18 protein-coding genes are annotated in these 19578 nt (G+C 38.2%); 1 reads left to right on the forward strand and 17 read right to left on the reverse strand.

What is annotated here, in order from left to right:
• Window positions 1–37: 37 nt before the first annotated feature.
• A complete protein-coding gene (locus OGM63_RS14045) occupies window positions 38–664 on the reverse strand; it encodes a hypothetical protein (protein WP_263746199.1) in 627 nt (208 codons plus the stop codon).
• A 107-nt stretch (window positions 665–771) separates the two neighbouring features.
• Here OGM63_RS14045 and OGM63_RS14050 point away from each other — a divergent pair, with 107 nt between their 5' ends.
• The gene (locus tag OGM63_RS14050) at window positions 772–1086 is read left to right on the forward strand and encodes a hypothetical protein (RefSeq protein ID WP_263746200.1); all 315 of its coding nucleotides are present in this window, start codon (window positions 772–774) and stop codon (window positions 1084–1086) included.
• A gap of 530 nt (window positions 1087–1616) precedes the next feature.
• On the opposite strand, the gene OGM63_RS14055 is transcribed toward OGM63_RS14050, so the two are convergent.
• The 16 genes from OGM63_RS14055 to OGM63_RS14130 form a co-directional block, all read right to left on the reverse strand.
• Complete coding sequence (locus tag OGM63_RS14055) at window positions 1617–3350, reverse strand: carbamoyltransferase family protein (RefSeq protein WP_263746201.1); 1734 nt, start codon at window positions 3348–3350, stop codon at window positions 1617–1619.
• Between the two features lie 7 nt (window positions 3351–3357).
• Window positions 3358–3942, reverse strand: a complete 585-nt coding sequence (locus OGM63_RS14060) for a YdcF family protein (RefSeq protein WP_263746202.1) — start codon at window positions 3940–3942, stop codon at window positions 3358–3360.
• 144 nt (window positions 3943–4086) lie between these two features.
• Window positions 4087–4878: a DUF874 family protein gene (locus OGM63_RS14065; protein WP_263746203.1), complete on the reverse strand. Its 792-nt coding sequence runs from the start codon at window positions 4876–4878 to the stop codon at window positions 4087–4089.
• 77 nt (window positions 4879–4955) lie between these two features.
• Complete coding sequence (locus OGM63_RS14070; RefSeq protein WP_263746204.1) at window positions 4956–6146, reverse strand: glycosyltransferase; 1191 nt, start codon at window positions 6144–6146, stop codon at window positions 4956–4958.
• Window positions 6143–7348, reverse strand: coding sequence for a glycosyltransferase (locus OGM63_RS14075; protein ID WP_263746205.1), 1206 nt, complete (start codon window positions 7346–7348; stop codon window positions 6143–6145). Before OGM63_RS14075 ends, OGM63_RS14070 begins: the two co-directional genes overlap by 4 nt.
• A gap of 13 nt (window positions 7349–7361) precedes the next feature.
• Entirely contained in the window at window positions 7362–8507 is a 1146-nt protein-coding gene (locus OGM63_RS14080; RefSeq protein WP_263746206.1) for a glycosyltransferase family 4 protein, read from the reverse strand.
• 29 nt (window positions 8508–8536) lie between these two features.
• Window positions 8537–9493 (reverse strand): phytanoyl-CoA dioxygenase family protein, encoded by a 957-nt coding sequence (locus OGM63_RS14085; RefSeq protein WP_263746207.1) that lies wholly within the window; start codon window positions 9491–9493, stop codon window positions 8537–8539.
• Window positions 9494–9631: 138 nt separating this feature from the next.
• On the reverse strand, window positions 9632–11125 hold the full coding sequence (locus tag OGM63_RS14090; RefSeq protein ID WP_263746208.1) for a DUF8712 domain-containing protein: 1494 nt from the start codon (window positions 11123–11125) through the stop codon (window positions 9632–9634).
• Between the two features lie 24 nt (window positions 11126–11149).
• Entirely contained in the window at window positions 11150–12322 is a 1173-nt protein-coding gene (locus tag OGM63_RS14095) for a glycosyltransferase (RefSeq protein WP_263746209.1), read from the reverse strand.
• Between the two features lie 56 nt (window positions 12323–12378).
• Window positions 12379–12762 carry a hypothetical protein gene (locus OGM63_RS14100; protein WP_263746210.1) on the reverse strand — a complete coding sequence of 128 codons (384 nt, stop codon included), beginning with the start codon at window positions 12760–12762 and terminating at the stop codon, window positions 12379–12381.
• 98 nt (window positions 12763–12860) lie between these two features.
• Entirely contained in the window at window positions 12861–14009 is a 1149-nt protein-coding gene (locus OGM63_RS14105) for a glycosyltransferase family 4 protein (protein ID WP_263746211.1), read from the reverse strand.
• A 17-nt stretch (window positions 14010–14026) separates the two neighbouring features.
• The gene (locus tag OGM63_RS14110; RefSeq protein ID WP_263746212.1) at window positions 14027–15079 is read right to left on the reverse strand and encodes a CgeB family protein; all 1053 of its coding nucleotides are present in this window, start codon (window positions 15077–15079) and stop codon (window positions 14027–14029) included.
• Window positions 15080–16267, reverse strand: a complete 1188-nt coding sequence (locus OGM63_RS14115) for a glycosyltransferase family 4 protein (protein WP_263746213.1) — start codon at window positions 16265–16267, stop codon at window positions 15080–15082.
• A 51-nt stretch (window positions 16268–16318) separates the two neighbouring features.
• Window positions 16319–17335: a glycosyltransferase gene (locus OGM63_RS14120; protein WP_263746214.1), complete on the reverse strand. Its 1017-nt coding sequence runs from the start codon at window positions 17333–17335 to the stop codon at window positions 16319–16321.
• A gap of 58 nt (window positions 17336–17393) precedes the next feature.
• Window positions 17394–18443 (reverse strand): NAD-dependent epimerase/dehydratase family protein, encoded by a 1050-nt coding sequence (locus tag OGM63_RS14125; protein ID WP_263746215.1) that lies wholly within the window; start codon window positions 18441–18443, stop codon window positions 17394–17396.
• A gap of 110 nt (window positions 18444–18553) precedes the next feature.
• Window positions 18554–19459, reverse strand: a complete 906-nt coding sequence (locus OGM63_RS14130) for a glycosyltransferase family 2 protein (protein WP_263746216.1) — start codon at window positions 19457–19459, stop codon at window positions 18554–18556.
• Window positions 19460–19578: the final 119 nt, after the last annotated feature.

Genomic DNA, 19578 nt, shown 5'->3' on the forward strand with positions numbered 1-19578 from the left:
AAAATTTTTCAGCTTTTTTTCATTTTATCTAAATAAATTATGGAGTACTATTAGGAGTGCCAATTACAAAGCCTGTGAGAACATCAGCAATTGTGACAGCGACAACTACTAATAAGGGAGTTCTAGCGATAGTTTGCCAATCTTCATCTTTGCGAACTGCATTAATAACACCAATCAAAGAAACTGCTATGTAAAGTAGGTAAAGTGCTCGCAACACGTTGAATATTAAACTAACTGCTTGGGTGCCATTGTTTGCTCCTGCATCTCCAGTTGTGGTTAGAGTCTGTTTAAAGAAATCTTCGGCTTTCTTAAAAAATTGGGCTTGTGCGGGAACTGCAAAATAGTCTAACCAAAATAAACTCAGGACGATGGCTACTGCTAAGATTTGTAACAATATAAGCGATCGCCTGGGTAGATGAATCTGCTGCCCAATTTGCTGTATAGTTATTGTGATTAAACTACCTACAAGTAGACAAAAAAGCAGGATAGGGCTTTTCAGGCTGATAACGCTTATAAATACTGCACAAGCAATCAAAAATGGAACAGATGAAATCAGCCGAGAACGCCAGTATTCGACTGTTCCTGTCAATTGACGAGATATTTTGCTCGCACTACTAGTCAAGGTTTTGAGAAAAATTATCTCATGAATACTTTGTCTGGACATGAATTTTACTGTTACTGGCGACAAACATATTTTATACATTATAGAAGAAGTAGCATAAAAATTATTCCTACTAGGCATAACTGCCAGTATTATAGTTAATTTATTCCATGAGTTGCTGGATAACTTCTGTCAAGCTGAAAAAAATCGCTTTCAGGGTTGTGAAAATTAATCAAACGATAAAAAAAGATACATTAATCAAGGTTGATGTCAAGTCTAAAATAGATGCGATCGCCAAAAATCCCAAAAGACAACAACAGTTGTTTAAAATCTTCAAGGAGGGTAGTAAAATTGGTAAGGGTATCTGCCGCACAGTTGTCGATTCGCTTGGGGCGATCGCCAAAAATCGCAACACTCGAAACTTACATCTGGCACCTCGACGAAGCATGTTAAAAATTGTTCCTGATTATTCGGCTTGGTTCTAGTCCGAGAGGGATTGTAAAGCCCTGTCTCATACCTAAACCAAATAATCAGACTAACAATATAGTTAAATAAATTCTAAATTTATATTGATTTTTACACTTAAAAATTAAAAGACGCGATACCCAAGCGTCTCTACAAAAGATATCTCCAGAGTCATACGTAGAGACGTTGCATGTGCCACGTCTAATCAAGGGTTTCGGGCAACGCATATAACAACGCTCTCCCCCGTCTTTAAAGACGGGTTTTATCCCTATTAATTTGTGCAGATGTCTAAAGGGTTTCGGGTAACGCATAGTTAATTTTCGGAAATGCCTATTAGACGTTTCCGAAAAAGAATGTAGAGACGTTAAATTTAACGTCTCTAAGTAGGAGAACTAAATTAAACTTCAGATCGGAGTAAGGACTTTAGTCCTTAGAATGCTTTCCCAGAGGGATAAATCGCTCACTACGAACTCATATTTTATTTTATATTTAATTATGTCCACCTACTTACAAGGGTTTCGGGTAAAGCATAGTTAATTTTCGGAAATGCCTATTTAATATCGTTGCGTTCTACATAATAAGAACCCAAAACAATAGCATCCATATGAGTTCTTAAGAAGCACTTGATAGCTTCATCTGGTGTCCGGACGATGGGTTCATTTTCGTTGAGGGATGTGTTTAGGACAATGGGAACACCTGTACGTTGAGCAAATGTATTAATCAAGTCCCAATAGAGGGGATTGGTACTGCGACTGACACTTTGTAAGCGTCCTGTGCCATCAACATGGGTAACAGCAGGAATTTGGTCTCTTTTTGCTGGGTGAATTTTAAAGACTTTTTCCATAAAGGGTGCCGGTTCATCGATTTCAAAGTATTCGCCGACTCTTTCTTCTAAAATGCTAGGAGCGAAGGGGCGAAACTTTTCTCGGAATTTGATTTTCAAGTTGATTATATCTCGCATATCAGCGCGACGGGGATCGGCTAAAAGGGTTCGATTGCCTAAAGCTCTAGCTCCAAACTCCATTCTGCCTTGGAACCAACCGATTACTTTACCTTCACAAAGAGTATCAACAACATGATGTAAGAGTGCATCCCGCTCTAATTTTTTGGGTTGTAGATTGTGATGTTGCAAAGCTAACAAGCATTCCTCATCAGAAAATTCTGACCCCCAGTAAGCATGGTCTAGGACAAATTTTCTCGGTTGCTTTAGCAGTTGATGCCAAATATAGAAGGCTGCACCAAAACATGTGCCGTTGTCAGCTGCACCTATGGGAGTGTAGACATTTTTAAAGGGGGTATTTTGAGTTATTTTGCCGTTAGCGACAGAATTCATGGCTACACCACCCACCAAACAGAGATTTTCGCTTTTGTAGCGATCGCTTAAACACCTCAGCAGATGAAAGATAATTTCTTCAGTCACAGCTTGCACAGATGCGGCAATATTTTGATGCTTTGATGTCACTTCCGATTTCGGATCTCGCGCTGCACCGAGTAATTTTTCTAACTCTGGGCTGTGGAATGCCTGGACAGTTGGAGAACCACTTTCCCAGTTCATCGCAATACCTTGGGTGTGGTGGTTAAAGTAGTCGAGATTTAATTCAAAGCTGTCTCCTTTAGGATATATAATGCGGCGAAAGGCTTCCAAGTATTCAGGTTCACCATAGGGAGCCAATCCCATAACTTTATACTCATCACCGTAAGCCGGAAAGCCGAGGTATAAAGTAATAGCGTTGTAGAGGTAGCCGACGGAATGGGGATAGTGAGTGCGAGAAAAATATTCTAACTCGTTACCGCGTCCGGCAGCCGAGAGAGTGCTGACAAAATCTCCCATACCGTCGATTGAGAGAATTGCCGCTTCTTCAAAAGGAGAAACAAAAAAACCACTTGCCAAATGGGTGGTATGATGCTCTAAGTTGTGGATTTTGGCGCGGATATCTTCTGCTTGGCAGTGACAGGCATCGGCTAATTGTTGCAGAAGACTCGCAGATTTGCTTTGCTTGTTAAATCGATCCAAAAGCGATCGCACCGAAGGACGATTTTGCAGAGTAAACAGTAGCTTGCGATTTAAGTTGGCTTTGGGATTGAAGGATACAGCGACATGCTCTAAATCTGCGGCACTAATACCACCCACTTTTAAGCAATAGCGAATAGATTCTGCGGGAAATCCAGCCCAATGTTTAACTCGATTAAATCGTTCTTCTTCAACTGCGGCAACGAGTTCACCGTTTTGGAGCAAGCAAGCTGAGGCGTCACCGTGGTAAGCGTTAATTCCGAGAATGTTCATGTTGGTTTTAATGTACTAAATTATAAGTTTTTTTCAGTTCTGCTCCAGTGTAGCCTGTAAAAATCCACACTATAGAACGGATTAAATCACGTAGGATGTGAGTTCTCTTTTCTGGTGGATTGATCGATGGAGCAGAGACAGGAGTAAATGTTATACCTTGGCTACCAAGGATGATGGTGGCGATCGCCTTTGCTCTGGGCATATGAAAGCTGGAAGTAATTAGAAATAAGTGTTGTATATTGTGTTGTTTGAAGTCATTCACTAGAGAGGTAAAGTTAGTGACTGTATCAACAGCACGACGATCAATATGCACGCGTGTCAGAGATATACCTGCGGTTTGAAAAGTTTTGTGTATCTCGTCTCGGCTTGAGCCAGAAGATATCCAGATATCTAGGGATGGATACCACCGTGCTAGTTCCGCAGTCAAACTTTCCCGCTTTGATCCACCACCTAAGGTAAGGAAAGCTTGAGGTTGGGGTGTTTGGTAGGAGGCGATCGCTAATCGAATTGGAATGATGCTCAGTAGGGTGAGGATAAAACCTACAAGAGCAAATATCCAATATTTCTTGGCTAGTAAATAAAATCGTTTCATCTAAAACCTTGTCAATTGACTGCTGATGTTCCAGTCAGGCGATCGCTACAAATCCATTGACATGACAAACTGATTTTGAATGATGGATCTGGTAGCTTAAGAGCTTTAATTCTGCCTTGTGCCCACAACTAACGGCTTAATAGGTTAAGAAATTTCTTCCGGATCAATCCCCATAACCCGGAGTCTTTCAGCTAATCTAACAGCTTTTTGTTCGGCTTGTTCAGCCCGTTGACGTTCTTGTTCAGTCCGTTGACGTTCTTGTTCTGTCCGTTGACGTTCTTGTTCAACTAACTCACTTCCCCAAAGCAATAAATTTCCAGATTTATCCCACCAGCGTAACCAATAACCCTCAAACTCCGCTTTTTTACCCATCCACGTACCCAGAAATAAGTTCAAAGCTTCTATCCAAAAGCGTTGATTTTCATCTGGGGATTGTGCTTCGTACTTACCATTCACCAAGTTGTAAACTTCTAAAATAGCTATTTGCGGATGGAAAATCACGTAAGTGGGAATTTTTAAAATATGTTCGTAAAAATACCACTTTCCGTAGGGATAATGAGGATTAATCGAGTATTCCCCTCCTTCCGTTGCTGAGATAAATTCCATGACAATAGTAGGGTTTTCTCCCTCAGCATGAGGAGTGTAGCTACGGCGAATTTCCCCTGGGGGTAAAGGCTTAACTGATGGGACATAAACCCAATCAGGAGCTTTGACAACAGTTTTGTCGCCAACTGTAGCACAAATACCAAAATTGGTGGCAATTAACATTGATTCGAGAATTAAGTCAGCTAATTCTAGAGATTCTCGCAGAGCAGCAGCGAGCAGGGGTTGCAGGTTATTTTCCACTGGTTCATCCGGTAGGGGAAAATCCGCCGGTAGTTTCTCCCAGGTTATAGGGGGTAGGGTATTTCGCGGCTGAAGTTGCAAAGGTGTCATGGTCAGATGCGATCGCTAAAGGTATCCATTTCTTCTATGATAATTTGTACTTCTGACAGGGAATTATCGATGGTGCGTTACGCTGGTAAAGGGTTTTCATCCGTAATTGCAGAGTAAACTGAGGAAAGATTTTGAGCGATCGCACTCCAAGAGTATCGGCTATTCACCAGACGTTGACCATTTTCACCTAACTGTTGCCGTAGAGCCGCAGATTTGAGTAATTGAGCGATCGCAAATGCTAGAGTATCCTCTTCTCCCTCCACAACTAATCCAGCTTCGGATAAAGCAATTTCTGGAGCTATTTGCACACCAGGAGTAACAATTACTGGTAATCCCACTGCCATAGCTTCTGCGACTGCAATGCCAAAGTTTTCTGAAAACGATGGCAAAACAAAGATATCAGATCCTTGGAGGAGCAATTGTTTATCCTCACCTGTGACGAAACCGGCAAATGAAGTTTGAGAAGTTAAACCGCAGTTTGCGATTAAATTTTTTAAATCATCAATATAGTCTGGCTCTCCTCCACCAGCTAAAATTAGATGGAAATTGTCATTTTTAGCAGCCAATTGCTTAAGCGATCGCACCAGCAAATCCGGACGCTTTTTGTAATGGAGACGAGAGAGAAACAACACTACTGGTATCTCACTCTCGATTCCATAAACATAGTGCAGCTTCTGTTTAGCTTCTGGCAAATAAATTGGCTGATTCACTCCTAAAGGTAAGGTAATCGTAGGAGTTTTAATACCAAAGTTGCGGACATCTTCGGCTTCACTAGCTGACGTGCAATGTATAGCAGCAGCACGATTCAAATTATGTCGTTCAATCAAAAGTGTATATATTTGTTTTTTGAGCCTACTTTGGGCTAAAGCCCAAGGCTCTAATTGTCCCATCGCTCGGACTGTGTAGGGAATATTTTGCCATCTAGCAATTGTCCCGGCACAGCTAGAGCCATAAGAAAATAAATAGTGGATATCCAACAAGTCGTAATCTTTCATATGCTGCCAAAGCCAACGAGTCAGTGCTTCCGAGAAGATAAACTCTTTCATTCGATGAGAATATCGGGGCAAAAACCATACAGGAACTTGCTGATATTCGACACGTTGATTGAGGGGTACATCTAACACTAATTCATCTGGACCATTATCATTGGTCGTGGCAATTTCAGTGTCAACACCACACTCACGCAAAGCTTTAACTAAATTCAAAACTACTTCGGTTGGTCCCCCTAAACTTGGACTGACTGAAGGAATAACATGTAAAATTTTCACCTATAATTCATTAAGCTAGCTAGGGTTTGTTTGAACTTCTCAAATCCGAAAGTATCAATTACTTTCTGCCGAAGAATTTCCGGCTGATACAAGATAGGATGGAGATAAGTGCCTTTTAAAATTTGGATCAAAGATTGGGCGATCGCTTCCACATCATCTGGGTTGACTAAAACACCTAATTCTCCCCCGCAAAGAGCATCAATTGCTCCATCTTGGTTTCCTCCCAGAACGGGTTTGCCACAGGCTAATGCTTCTAAATATACAATACCAAAGCCTTCGCCTTTACTGGGCATGGCAAAAACATTACAAAGATTGTAGTAGTCACACAGTTCATTATCAGGGACGAATCCTACTAGAGTAACGCAATCTTGCAAACCCAGTTGAGTAATTAGTTGCTCAATTCTGCGGCGATCGTCGCCTTTACCAGCTATTATATAATGGACATCTGGAAGCTGACGCCTAATTTCAGGTAAAGCTTGAATAATTTTGTCATAACCTTTGTAGCCATCAGCACTTGCTAATCGAGCTACGGTTAAAATAACTGGCTGTTCAGGTTTTAGTCGGTATCGGTCTAACAAATATTTCGGTTTCTCAGTAATTTGGAAACCACTGACATCAAATGTATTAGGTAAAATATCGATTTTACTAGGATCTAAGTTTTGTTCTTTTAGCAGGCGATCGCGTGTGTAATTGCTCACTGCTAGAATGCGATCGGCATGAAATAAAGCAGTTTTGAGGGCAGGGTTTCTGATATTCCAAGCATCAACACCGTGAGCAACAGTCCAGTAAGGTATACCAGTTAGACGTTTTAGTAAATAGGCAACGACCGTAAAATTCAGATGGGAAGAGATAATTAGATTAGGAGATTGCCAAAAACTAAATTGGAAAATTTGAATAGCAAAAGCAAGCGTCCTTAACTTTATATGCCACTTACCTGCAAAGTGAAATCGGGTATTATTTATCAATGAAAATTTGGAAAAGCTGCGAGTATCGTGTTTGAGAAAAACATCATATTCAATATGAGGATATAAACTTTGTAACGCTTCCAGTAAGAAAGCTGAATATACCTGTACACCACCTTTAAATTCAAAAATATTAGGAAACCATATGTGTAAATGCTTATATTTTTTATATTCCCGATTATTTGTGATGCTTATATGCTGATTTAAAAAATAATCGGAGTCAACATTTATCTTCGTCATACCAGAGATTTATTCACATAATTTTAGCTTTTTTCAAAGATTTGTCGCCAATGACTTGTTGATAATTTTCAATATATTGACTAATCATTGTTTCAACTTGAAATCTTTGGCAATTAACAAATCCTTTTATTTTACATTCTTCCAATATAGGAAAATAGTCAATGATTTTTTCTGCGGCTTTTTCAGGATTATCCGGTTCTATATATATAGCTGCATCTCCTCCCACATCATTCATCGGAAGACGGTTTGATGTAAACACAGGACAACCACAAGCTTGAGCTTCTATAATAGGCCAGCCAAACCCTTCATAAAGGGAGGGAAATAGTAAGGCAGTAGCAGAAGAATAAAGCGATCGTAAATTTTCATTATCAATATTCACTAATTCTATAATCTTTTGAGTCATATTATGCATATTGATAAACTGATGCATTTCTTCTGTCATCGGTTTACCAGCCATGACTAAATAAAAATCTCGTTCTTTGAGTTGTAGCATTAAATGATAAAAAATTTCTAAAACTCCTAGCCGATTTTTGTACCAAAAATTTCCCCCAACATGAAGAATAAATTGGCAATCTGGAGGAACTCCTAAAGCTTCTAAACGTTGCTTGGCTTCTATAGTTGTCATTGGGGTATAGGGATAGTTTAGCCCCATAGAAATACAACATACAGCACTTTCAGAAAGAGAACTCAGCCTTAACACATCGCTTCTAGTTTCTTGGGAAACGCAGACAACTTTTTTAGCTTGATTCAGTCCCTTCATCATCATTTGCTGCAATTGTTTCCCACTCCATCCAGTTTTATATTCAGGAAACTCTCCCAAACCCGAACGAACGGCTAATAAATCATGACAAGTCACAACATGAGGTATGTTTGCCAAATATTTTGTGTAAACGGCATTGCCGTGATCGCATATATGAACTACATCTGCCCAAGATAATGCTTGACGCAATTGCGATGGAAAGAGAATTAATTTATCAATATAACCTAACCATTTTTTTAATAACTGCGAAGATAAACCAAGCCTACCATAATACGGTATTGGACGAATGACACGCACTTCGTGACCAAATTTAGTTAAATAAAATTCCAGCATAGAAGCAAACCTATCCATGCTTTGTATTGCATCTGACTGATAATTACCTATCACTAAAATTTTCATTTCTTTTGATAAATCTGGCTTATTTATGATTATTTATTTTGTTTGAGATCCCATAATATTCGCTTGGCATTAATAATTACGTTAGCAGGCAATAAAGAATTTACTATATATTTGAAAAAAGCTTCTACTGTTTGAGGTAATAACCTTTTTTGTAGTGCTAATATATCTTGAGGTTTCAGAGTAGCAACTGAAGAGTTTGGGAAAGCCGGATAAGTTCTTGAAAAACCAAATCCGAGATAATCCATTACTTCTGGAGTTAAATTATCAAGATATTCAGTATTAACTAGATTTTTTTCACCATGTCCTACATATTCACTACCAACTTGATCCACTTGAAAAAGTAAAGTAGTTCTGTTATAATTATCATCCTGAAAAGGTTCAGCCCGATGAATACCGTGAATATCAGAAATTATCAAGCTTCCCTTTTTCATGGGGAATGAAAGTATATCGGGTTTGTAATTTTTTTCGATAAAATCATCACTTAAGTAAATTTCGTGGTCATATTTACTAGACCACTTATGAGAACCTTTAAGATATTGAAATGCATTTGTTGTCACATCCGAGAAATAAATTAAAAATAATAGACCAGGCATATTATGCTTGGCAGCTAATTGCTTACCACTCTGCAAGTTATTGTCTGTATGCCAAGGCATATGAGCTTTTTGATTAACTTGATAAACTCGATGATTTGTTAATTTATAATTATCATCAAAATATTCCTTACAAATCTCTAAAATTTTTCTAGATGTAATGATATCGTATGTTTTTTTAGAGCTCGCTAGGCAATGGGTGAAAAATTTAATATTTTGGGCAATAACTACACCAACATCATTATTGTTGACTAAAATCGAGTTGAAATCTACTTCTTGAAGTAGTTCATCAATATATTGTTCTTCCAATGCTTCTTCAGCAGCAAAATATCCCTTGTTTTTGAGGTCATTAACTATTTGAGTAGTACTGGCATTTGTAAAATTTAAATTAAACACCAATTAATATCTCCTTTTTGATATACATTATTTCTGATTGAATAAATAGTAAGAGGTTTCAAAAGTTCAAACAAAGAACGATTTTTTTGATTTTATCATCTCAATTAATTCATAGGATATATATAGGAATATTGATTTTTATATTTGTTTAGATTGACCTCCCAATAACAATTTAAACATTAAATATAAACCGAAAGAAATATTAACTGCTGCTCCTATCATCAGAGACAAATTAGACTCTTGATAAATTAGAGGAAATAAGATTGTAGCTCCGATCACAACTTCTAGTGAATCCATTCTAGAAGCATTAAGTTTTTGCTCAAGAAAGGCTAAAAATAATCCTACCAGTGGCATTCCTATCAGCACACCTAAAGAGCCAAAGTTAGCGTACATTTCTACAATCCAGGGAAGGTTCCATGCGGTGGTATAGTCGTTACTTCCTAGATACTTATAACGTCTACCAAACTCATTTGCTATCTGTTCTGTAGGTTTATCAGGCCACAACGCACGAGGAATATAACTGGTCAATAAGTTTGAGTAAGTTTTGCCACCCCAGTAAGGGACTATAGTTGGTGTGTCATCAACTATATTTGAGAATAGGAGAATATGTGCTGTTCGCTCTGTAGCGGAAACTTTATGCGAGTCTTTTTTTTTGTATTCAGCACCAAGATTAGAGTATTGCTTAATAACAAGATCTGTGAATAATTTAACCTTTTCGATGGGATTTGAGTGAGAATATTTTCCACCCCATGTTAAAGCACGAAATTCGTATTTGACTGGATTGAAAATTATATAAAATATAATTGAAAGACTTATCAATGTAACTGGAAAGCGCTTACGCTCATACCAAATAACTATAGTCATGAATAGACCTAGAGTCATCATTTGGGCTAAAGCGCCAGTAGCAAGACGAGAAATTAGTTCTATTGGCAGACATACACCTAAAAATACCCATGTTTGAAAAGATGGTAGTCGGCTACGCGACCAAAGAATATAAAGTATCCCAAAAGCTAAATATCCAATTGGCTCTAGTAACTGGTTTAAAGAGGGAATTGCTCTAATAAATGGAATAAATAAACCAGCCAAGTGTAACAGAAGTAGTTGCCAGACAATAGTTAGGAGTTTACTTTTTGAATATGCTCCTGATAGCTGAATAGGAGAAATTTTCTGCAATAAAGATGATTTAGAAACATAGTAGGAAATATTCATTCCAAGTAGACTTATAAATACTAAAATTAAAGCTTCATTAGTCACATTTGCCAAAGAAAAGCGCTTGATAACAGCAAATTCTAGTTCTTTAGAAAAGATAGGTAAACCAAAGCTAGTGACGTAAAAAATACCAACTAGTGGGAAAAATGGTATCGGTGGTCGTTTGCGGTCTGATAAATACTGTATACTTGGCAAAAAACCTACCCAAATTATCGACAATGCCATGAGTGCTTTGTCAATAGAGATTGGTTCTGGACGATGCTTCAGCAGGTAACCACTAGCTACAACTAAAATAAAGATGAGAAATAGGCGCAGTCTTCTAAAATAACGTTCTTGCTTTATTTTCGCTTGAATAAGAGCAATTTGCTCATAATTTTGCGACTGATTTAAATCACCGTCAATTTCACCATGATAATTATACACAGTGTTTAATTACCTAAAGTTTTTCTATCTGGAATTCACTAAGTCTTTAATTTTGCACAATAGAGGAGAAAAAGCAGATTCATAATTATACCTTTCTTCAAAAGCTTGTCGAGCGGCTAAACACATTTCTTCGTATTTGCCAAAGTCACTCAGAATATCCTGAACAGCAGATGCAATAGATTGAGGATCGTCAGGATCTGCAAAACGAATCCAACTCTCATTAATAAGATATTCTTGGTAATTTGGAAAATTACTGACAATTACTGGTACTCCACAAGCAGCATATTCATAAATTTTATTACAAGCAGTTACGCAAGCTACGCGATCAAAGCTAATATTTTTGTAGAGAGCAAAACCTATTGTTGCTAACAATGTAGGAGCTTGTAAATCTTTATACGGCAGGGTTCCTAAATAAGAAAATTTGGTTGACATCTTCAGATGTTCCACCCAATTCCCAAGTTTTTCAGCATTATCAGTGGTAATAAAACCAACAAATTTAATATTTAAATTTTTGTTTAACAGTGAAGCGGCAGTTACAATTTCCTGCATAGCACTGGCATTTGAAATCGACCCTCTGTAGAAGAACGTGATAAACTCCCACCGCTTCTTGATTACCATAACCCAATCTTCTGGAAGGTTGAAAACACATTTTAACGGAAAGTTAGGAACAATTATTGGTTCTTTTTTAATCTTAGTAACTTTCTGAAAAAATACTGCCCTATCTTTATCAGGAAATACAGTAACCACAGCTTTATTTATCCAGGTTCGTTCTGCTCTATGAGTCCATCCAGATAAAGAAGTTAAAGGAGCCAGATGTTCGCTAGTTTCATGGCTTTGGTATACTATGGGAACTCTTTGAGGGAGGGATAGTTGGCAAAGATAAGTTACAGTGTAGGCAAAAGTATCATAAGCATAGATGAGAGATACGTCTTTTAAAAGATCGCGTGCTTGACCAACAAAATTAATATATTCCCAAAATTTAGCTTTTGCTGATGCTTGCTCTCGTTCTTTTACTGTTGTATATTTTCCCAGTCGGTATATCTTAACATTAGAAGGATATTCGCGATCAGGAAGTTCTTGATTACGACCGATCAAAACCACATCAAAGTGTTCTGATAATAAATGAATAGCGTTAACTGTTGGAGGATAGTGGTCGGGATTTGCATAGATAAGCATTCCGATAATTTTTTTACCCATTCTTACACCTTATTTGAAAATTAGGCTAGTACACCAAGCGCGGAAATCTGTTTTATTTATGAGCGAGAAGGTGGTAAACAGAGATATTCGTCATCCTCTAAGGTTTCTAGGCAAGAGGCATGATGGTTGAAGATTTGATACCCTGCATCCTTTCGATCTGCTGGTAGTGAGATAAAACCCCAATTGGCTCCGATATCCCAAAAAGTATCTCCTGTTTTTAACCATTCTTTCAACCAAGCTATGAGATGAGGCTCGTATGTATCTGTATATACGGCTAAATCTGGAACTAATTTATAGATTTCCCCATTCACACGCTTACGGATAAAGTTTTTAGCCGGATATTTTAATAAAGCTGAGTGATAAAAATTACTGGTAAAACTCATGAAACTATCGGCTCCTAATCTTTGTAGGAAGGCTTTGATCGAACGAACTGTAGTCACAAGTGGTGTATCAAAAATCATAATTCTCGAAGGTTAAGTACTTGTATGGAATTAATAATTTTAGATATAAAAATCTAGATGAAAAAGAGGGCATACACTTAGTTAAAAAGATACAAATAATTATTAACTATCTTTTCACCATATTCATCCCAAGACAGAGACTGACGTGCTTGTTCTAAGGCATTTCTTCCCATCTGCTCTCGCTTATCTGGGTTTTCGTAGAAGAAAAGTATTTTTTCTTTCAAAGTTTCTACAGTCCGAATTGGGACACAAAAACCATCAATACCATCCCTGACAATATCCTCCCCACCTGTATTAGTGGTATGAATTATAGGTAAACCACATGCCATTGCTTGCGGTTGAACCATTGCCAAACCTTCTTCAATTGATGCTAGACAAAATACTGAACATTGCGAGTAGAACCATCGCAGTTGATTTTGAGGTTGCTTACCTTTGTAGATAATACGATCGCTTTGATATTTAGCTAAAAAAGGTTTGATTTCGGGAGCAATTGCACCTACAAGCCACAACTCTGCTTTGGGTAAGTTTAACTCATAAAAAGCTTGCAATAAATACTGTATACCTTTACGTAGGTTAATACCACCACAGTGGATAACTCGAAAGATATCATCTTCTTTTGGAACTGGATAAAACTCTGCAAGAGAAGTTCCATAGGGAACATGAATTAGTTTACTTTCTGATATTCCCTGTTCTAAAAAAGTACGTTTCGCAAATAAGCTGGGAACAGTAATTTTGTCAGCATCAGCATAGGATTTTATTTCTCTTTCGTATATTCCAGGATGAGTTTCGGTAAATTTTAATCCCCATCTTTCATATTCTTCTTTAAGAATTTCTGTTTGATAATGCATGTGGCTACTACCGCGCTCAATTATTGTTTTTGCACCTAGTTCTTTAGCCCTATGCAGAGACCAAAAATTATATCCTGACCAACCCACAAATAAATCAAACCCAGATGATAAGCTATTTGTTACTGAGCGGTCAAACTCCTCTACAAACCATAGTTGTAGGTTGCGATCGCCTCTTAGCCAAACTGGTAATCTATACCAGCTGCGAGATAGAGCTTCCAAATGCCATATAGAATGAATAAACTGTTTATCAATACCAAACTTAGTAATGGCAAAACTTGGATAGGTAGAGATTAATTTATGTAAATATTTTTTTGTTTGTAATTGTTGGGCTAAGTTAAATGCATGAAAGCGTCCGCAGACTGAAACAGTTACCTTCATTGACTTACTATGTATTTTTATAGTGCAATATTCTGAACTTGACTATTTTGATCAAATATTATTTCTTGATAAAGATTAGCAATTTCTGTAACTCTATCACTAATCGTATTTTCTAACGCCTTCTTATAACCAGCCTCAGCAATAGATTCAATTAGAGCAGGATTTTGTAACAGATATTGAACTTTCTGCCTCAATTCATCAGGATTAGAAAAATATACAGCTTCTTTATCTTCAGCAAATAAATTCACTAACACTTCACTCCGTTCACTCAACATCAGTGTTGCTGTCGCAGGAATCTCATATGTTCTAATATTGTGCCCCTCTTCATTCTGAGGACGCAAAATATTTAAACCTATTTTGGCAGAGCCTAAAATTTCCGGAATTTCTGTATAACTGCACATTCCTTGGGACAGACCTTTTAATCCAGGTTCTTTACAATGACTATTCCAGTAATTAGACCCCCAAAGTCCTAAACGATAATCAGCGATCGCCTTTAAATATTGCTCTCGCTTTCGGCTAGCATCCCAATTACCAATAAACGTTACATCATAAGCGGGGTTAGCCTGTTTTTTGGGAAAGTGATATTCAACATCGCTACAAAAGGGATGAAAAAAAGCTTTTTTTACACCATTGGCAATTAAGCGTTCAACTAGTTCTTGACTCCAGATAAAAGCTGCATCCCACAAGGTAAATCCCTGTTCTACCCAGGAATTAGTGTGGGTATGATGTGCATCTACGGGATTGTCAGTAAAAAAGACAAAAACTAGACCATGTTGCTGCAAAGCCAGAATGCTGTCAGGATTAATTAAACGAGGTGAAATAACTAAAGTTAAATCAGGCTGAAACTGATTTGCTATGTCCAGTAATTTCTGATTTGCTAATTTTGCCAGTGGTTGCCATGCCAACCGCCAAGCTACTTTATCCCACAATGAAGCAGAATATAAACTCGGTGCAGCTGCTTTCCAGGTGAAATGTTGCACTTCACAGCCAAAGGCAGAAAATCCTCGTCCGTAAACTTCTTCGGTACGCCCTATTTCTAGTGTATCTCCAACTATCAAGACTTTTTTCATTTAAGCTTTGACCTGCAAATAATTTAAGGCTTGTTTGAGTCCCTGCAAATCTTCCTGATAGCTCCACTTTTGGATCTGTTGAAAGCTGATATCTCCTGCCGAAGACTGGTTGGTGATGCAAAACCGAATTGACTCTGCCAAAGCCGCAACATCTCCTACAGGAAAAGTTCGTCCATTTTGCCCCTCTTTCACCAAGTCAGGCACACAGCCCACGCGATCGCTCACAACTACCGCTTTGCCAGCATTCATCACTTCGTTGATTGCCAATCCCCAAGGCTCAAAATCAGATGGTAAGACAAATACGTCGCACAAGTCATAAACAGCAGGCATTTGGGACTGATTGCGAAAACCTAAAAAGCGAATGGATTGCCAGTTTGTTTCTTTGGCTTGGGCTTCCAGAATTGGACGCAAAACTCCATCTCCCACAAATAACAAGTAAGGGTCTGGCTCTTGCACACCATCAGATGAGAGCAATCGATAAGCTGCGAGCAAATCCTGGGGACGCTTTACATCAATGAGTTTGGCAGCATAGAGAATTATAGGTCTATCTGGATCTAAATTGAGCGATCGCCGTAGTTCTTCACGATGGGCATGAGCTACTACAGCTTGCTTTTGGAAGTAATCATTATCAACGGCATAGGGCACGCAAAATAGCTGTTTATCCTCAACTCCATACCTCTTGTAAAACTGACGATTAAAAGTCCCGATGTAGAGAAAACCAGCAATCTTCTTAAAAAGCCAGCCTAAAAAAACTTTTTTTGCAATTTTTTTAAACGCATTAGTTGGTTCACTTATACCGTTAGACTCTCCCCGAATCAACACTGGAATGCCCAATTTATTAGCTGCCAGCACTGCTTGTATACTACACAGCCAAGACCACCCATGCACCCAAATTGCATCGAATTGTCCTTGTTTTAACTGTTTAGAAATATCCTTAGCAAAAGATTGTTGTAAGACATTTTGCTGTTTCTTACTACCCCAGCAGTCTAAAAAATGATAATCGTAACCCTGTGTTAATGGCACATCCCATTCAATTAATCGCCCAAATCCCTCATCCTGATAAGCCTTCAAGGAAAAATCGCTGTAAAAAAAAACCTTTAGCTCAATTTCTGGATCTGCCGCGATCAGCCGCAACAAAGGAGCTTGATACTGAATGGGATGAGAGACAAAATAAGCTAAACGTAGCATGAGCAAAGTTGTAATTTTAAAGTATTAATTTGATAATATTCTTACTATTTTTCAAGTCATATTTGCTAGCTTGAAAATTTCCCACACACGGGTCTCCCAACTCCAATTATCTGCTAATCTTTCTCTATTTTTTAAAGCAGATTGAAAATAAATATAACGATTTTCCCATAGCTCTTCCCAAATTAACTTTAAATGCTCCTGACTTTGCGTATAATCGATTGGAATTACTAAATCAGAACCAAATATCTTTTCAAATTCCGGCTCTTTAGGAGCTTGACCAACAATCACTGTGCCACTGGCAGCGGCTTCAAACCATCTACAAGTCATTGGACTAAATGTCAGAACTCTTTTAGGATTAGTTAGCTCTACAGGCCAGGAAAAGGTAAAAAAACTGTGTGCCAGATGCCATGCATATTGTCTATAATTTTCGCAGGGGTCTAGTTGCGGTTGTAGACCAGTTGTTGTGGTGTATTCATAATACTTATCAGTTTGCAAACAATATTCTTTGATACTATGATGAACATTTTGTAGCCGACGACCATACGCAGAAAAACTAATTAATTTTTCTTCTTTTGCAACTGGTTTAAACCGATCAAGCTTCACACCTTGAGGCACGGCATACCATTTGTGTTGTGTTTGTTCCTCCAAAAAGGGAAGCGCTCCATGAAAAGAAGTGATGGCAAGATCCCATTTTGCTGACTGTAAAACCCGACGAATTGAAGGTAGTTGTGCCTCAAAAGTATCAAATATGTAAAGTATTTTAACTCCAACATGTCGATCCCAATTTTTGAATAAATCGAGAGGGAAGTTTTCGGGACCCATGAGTATCAGCCAAAGAACATCTGCTTTCAGGTCACACTCAACTTTGGGAATAAATTTTCGCAAGTTACTATATCGAGTTCCATGTCCTATACGATCCTCAATAAACGTTGGTAATTTTCGCTTTGGCATTACTACAGGATGTCCACTCGTAACACGAATTATTTCCTCCTCAAAATCTCGAAGCATTCCATATTCAAAACCGTTGAGAGCTGGGTCAGTAAGTACAATATGCTTTAAGTTCATCATCCTTGTTAGTCAGTCATCAAAGGAGAGCAAAAATAGAAAGTAGGTGAACCATGTTTAACTACAATCTGTACTGCCAGCTCTTGTAAATTTCCTCGAAAATATCATCTAATGATTTGGTGAGACTCCACTCTGGATATTGAGCCTGCATTTTGCTTAAGTCGCTGATGTAGCAAATGTGATCTCCCTCGCGGTTTTTATCAACATATTCGTACTGCATCTTCTTGCCGCTAAGGGTAGCAATTCGCTCAAAAGCCTCTAAAATTGAGCAACTGTTCTGCCTACCGCCACCTAAATTATACACCTCAGCGCAACGGGGATTTCCCCAAAAGGCGTGAATGAACCTAGCTACATCCAGGGAATGGATGTTATCTCTGACCTGTTTACCCTTGTATCCATAAATGCGGTAAAGTTTACCTTCCAAATTGCACTTAATTAAATAACTCAAAAATCCATGTAACTCAACACCACTATGATTTGGTCCGGTTAAACACCCACCACGCAAACAACAGGTTTTTATCCCAAAGTAGCGTCCATATTCTTGTACTAAAACATCAGCTGCTACTTTAGAAGCTCCAAAGAGGCTATGTTTACTTTGATCGATGGAAAAGTCTTCAGTAATACCATTGTAGTAATCTGGATCGCTATAGTCCCAGCGAGTATCTAACTCCTTTAAAGGGATAGTGTTGGGTCGATCGCCATAAACTTTGTTGGTACTCATATGAATGAATACTGCTTCCGGAATGTGTTGGTGAACAGCTTCTAAAAGGTTGAGAGTACCAACAGCGTTAACATCAAAATCATCGAATGGTCGAGATGCTGCTAAGTCGTGACTGGGTTGAGCAGCAGTGTGAACTACCATGTCAGGTTTTAAGGACTTTAGACAATTGAGAATCCCTAAGCGATCGCGAATATCAAGTTCAACATGCTGAAAGTTTTGATGATTTTCTAAAAGACGTTTTTGGTTCCAGCGGGTATCACCAGCAGCACCGAAAAAATCGGCTCGCTGATTGTTGTCGATACCATAAACTTGCCATCCTTCTTTGCAGAAGTAGTCAACAACTTCTGAGCCTATTAGACCGGAGGAACCTGTCACAAGTAATTTATTCATTGTTCTTAAAAGCAATTTTAAATCTGGTTGATTGTTAATTCAATTATTCATTATCGCCGAAAATAATGTTTCTTTTTTAAAGATTTTATAAATTTACACGAACATCTTTTTTAGATAAAATTATATTTTTCTATCTCCCAATAAGAATCTGGTAAAGATAGATTATGTTTGACGATCTTTTTGCCTATGTAGCCAAACCTCGAAGCAACTATATTTCGAGCTTTAGGTATTTTATCAAGCTTCAATGTGATTGATAAATTTGTGTAAATATTTGGAGAGTAACCCAATTGATCTCGCATAATAGATAGGACTTTTTCCGCTTCACTGGCATACGCTAATTTATCTGTAGTCTTCTGTTTTGATTGGCTGCGAAAACCACCCAATGGTGAATATGTTCCATATAGTTCTGCATGAAAATAAAAACGTGACCAGAGTTCAAAGTCACTTGCTAATTTTAAATCTGTACGTACATAACTTCCCGCTTTTTCCCATAGACTGCGACGCCAAAAAGTAGACTCCTGCTGTATTATCCAGCATTTATCCTGACTCTTTCTACCCCAAGGAACGAAATAACCATCCAAAAATGCTTGCCTGGAATAACCAGGAATTGAGCCAAATCCTGTACAGAAACCATCCCAATCCCAGCCGCCAGGATTTAACGTTCCTAGCCACTCAACTTGCGGAAGTTTAGACATAATATTGGCTACTGTTTTTAATGTCCATGTACAATACATATCATCACTATTCAGCCATGCCATAATCTCACCATTGGCATAGGCGAATCCCTTGTTGATAGCATCATATTGACCCTTGTCAGGTTCACTGCACCAGAAGTGCAGATAGCTTTCGTATTTTTTAATAATTTCTAAACTGCCATCTGTTGATCCACCATCAATAATGATATATTCAAGATTAGGATAATTTTGGGACAACACACTTTGGATGGTTGCTTCAAGAAATTCAGCTTGATTGAAAGAAGGAGTTACTATAGAAATTTTTGGCGCTTCTTTAAGCATTATAAATATTTAGCTAAGTCTCATAATGGGTAATTTTGGTCTATCGCTGCTAGGGTTGAGCGTTCCGAATAGTAACAGTTTTGCTCTATGCGTTCGCGTAGCGTGACGGAGAAATCGTC

Origin of the sequence: Plectonema radiosum NIES-515, assembly GCF_025753815.1 — a bacterium.
Taxonomy (GTDB): Bacteria; Cyanobacteriota; Cyanobacteriia; order Cyanobacteriales; family Nostocaceae; genus Hassallia; species Hassallia radiosum_A.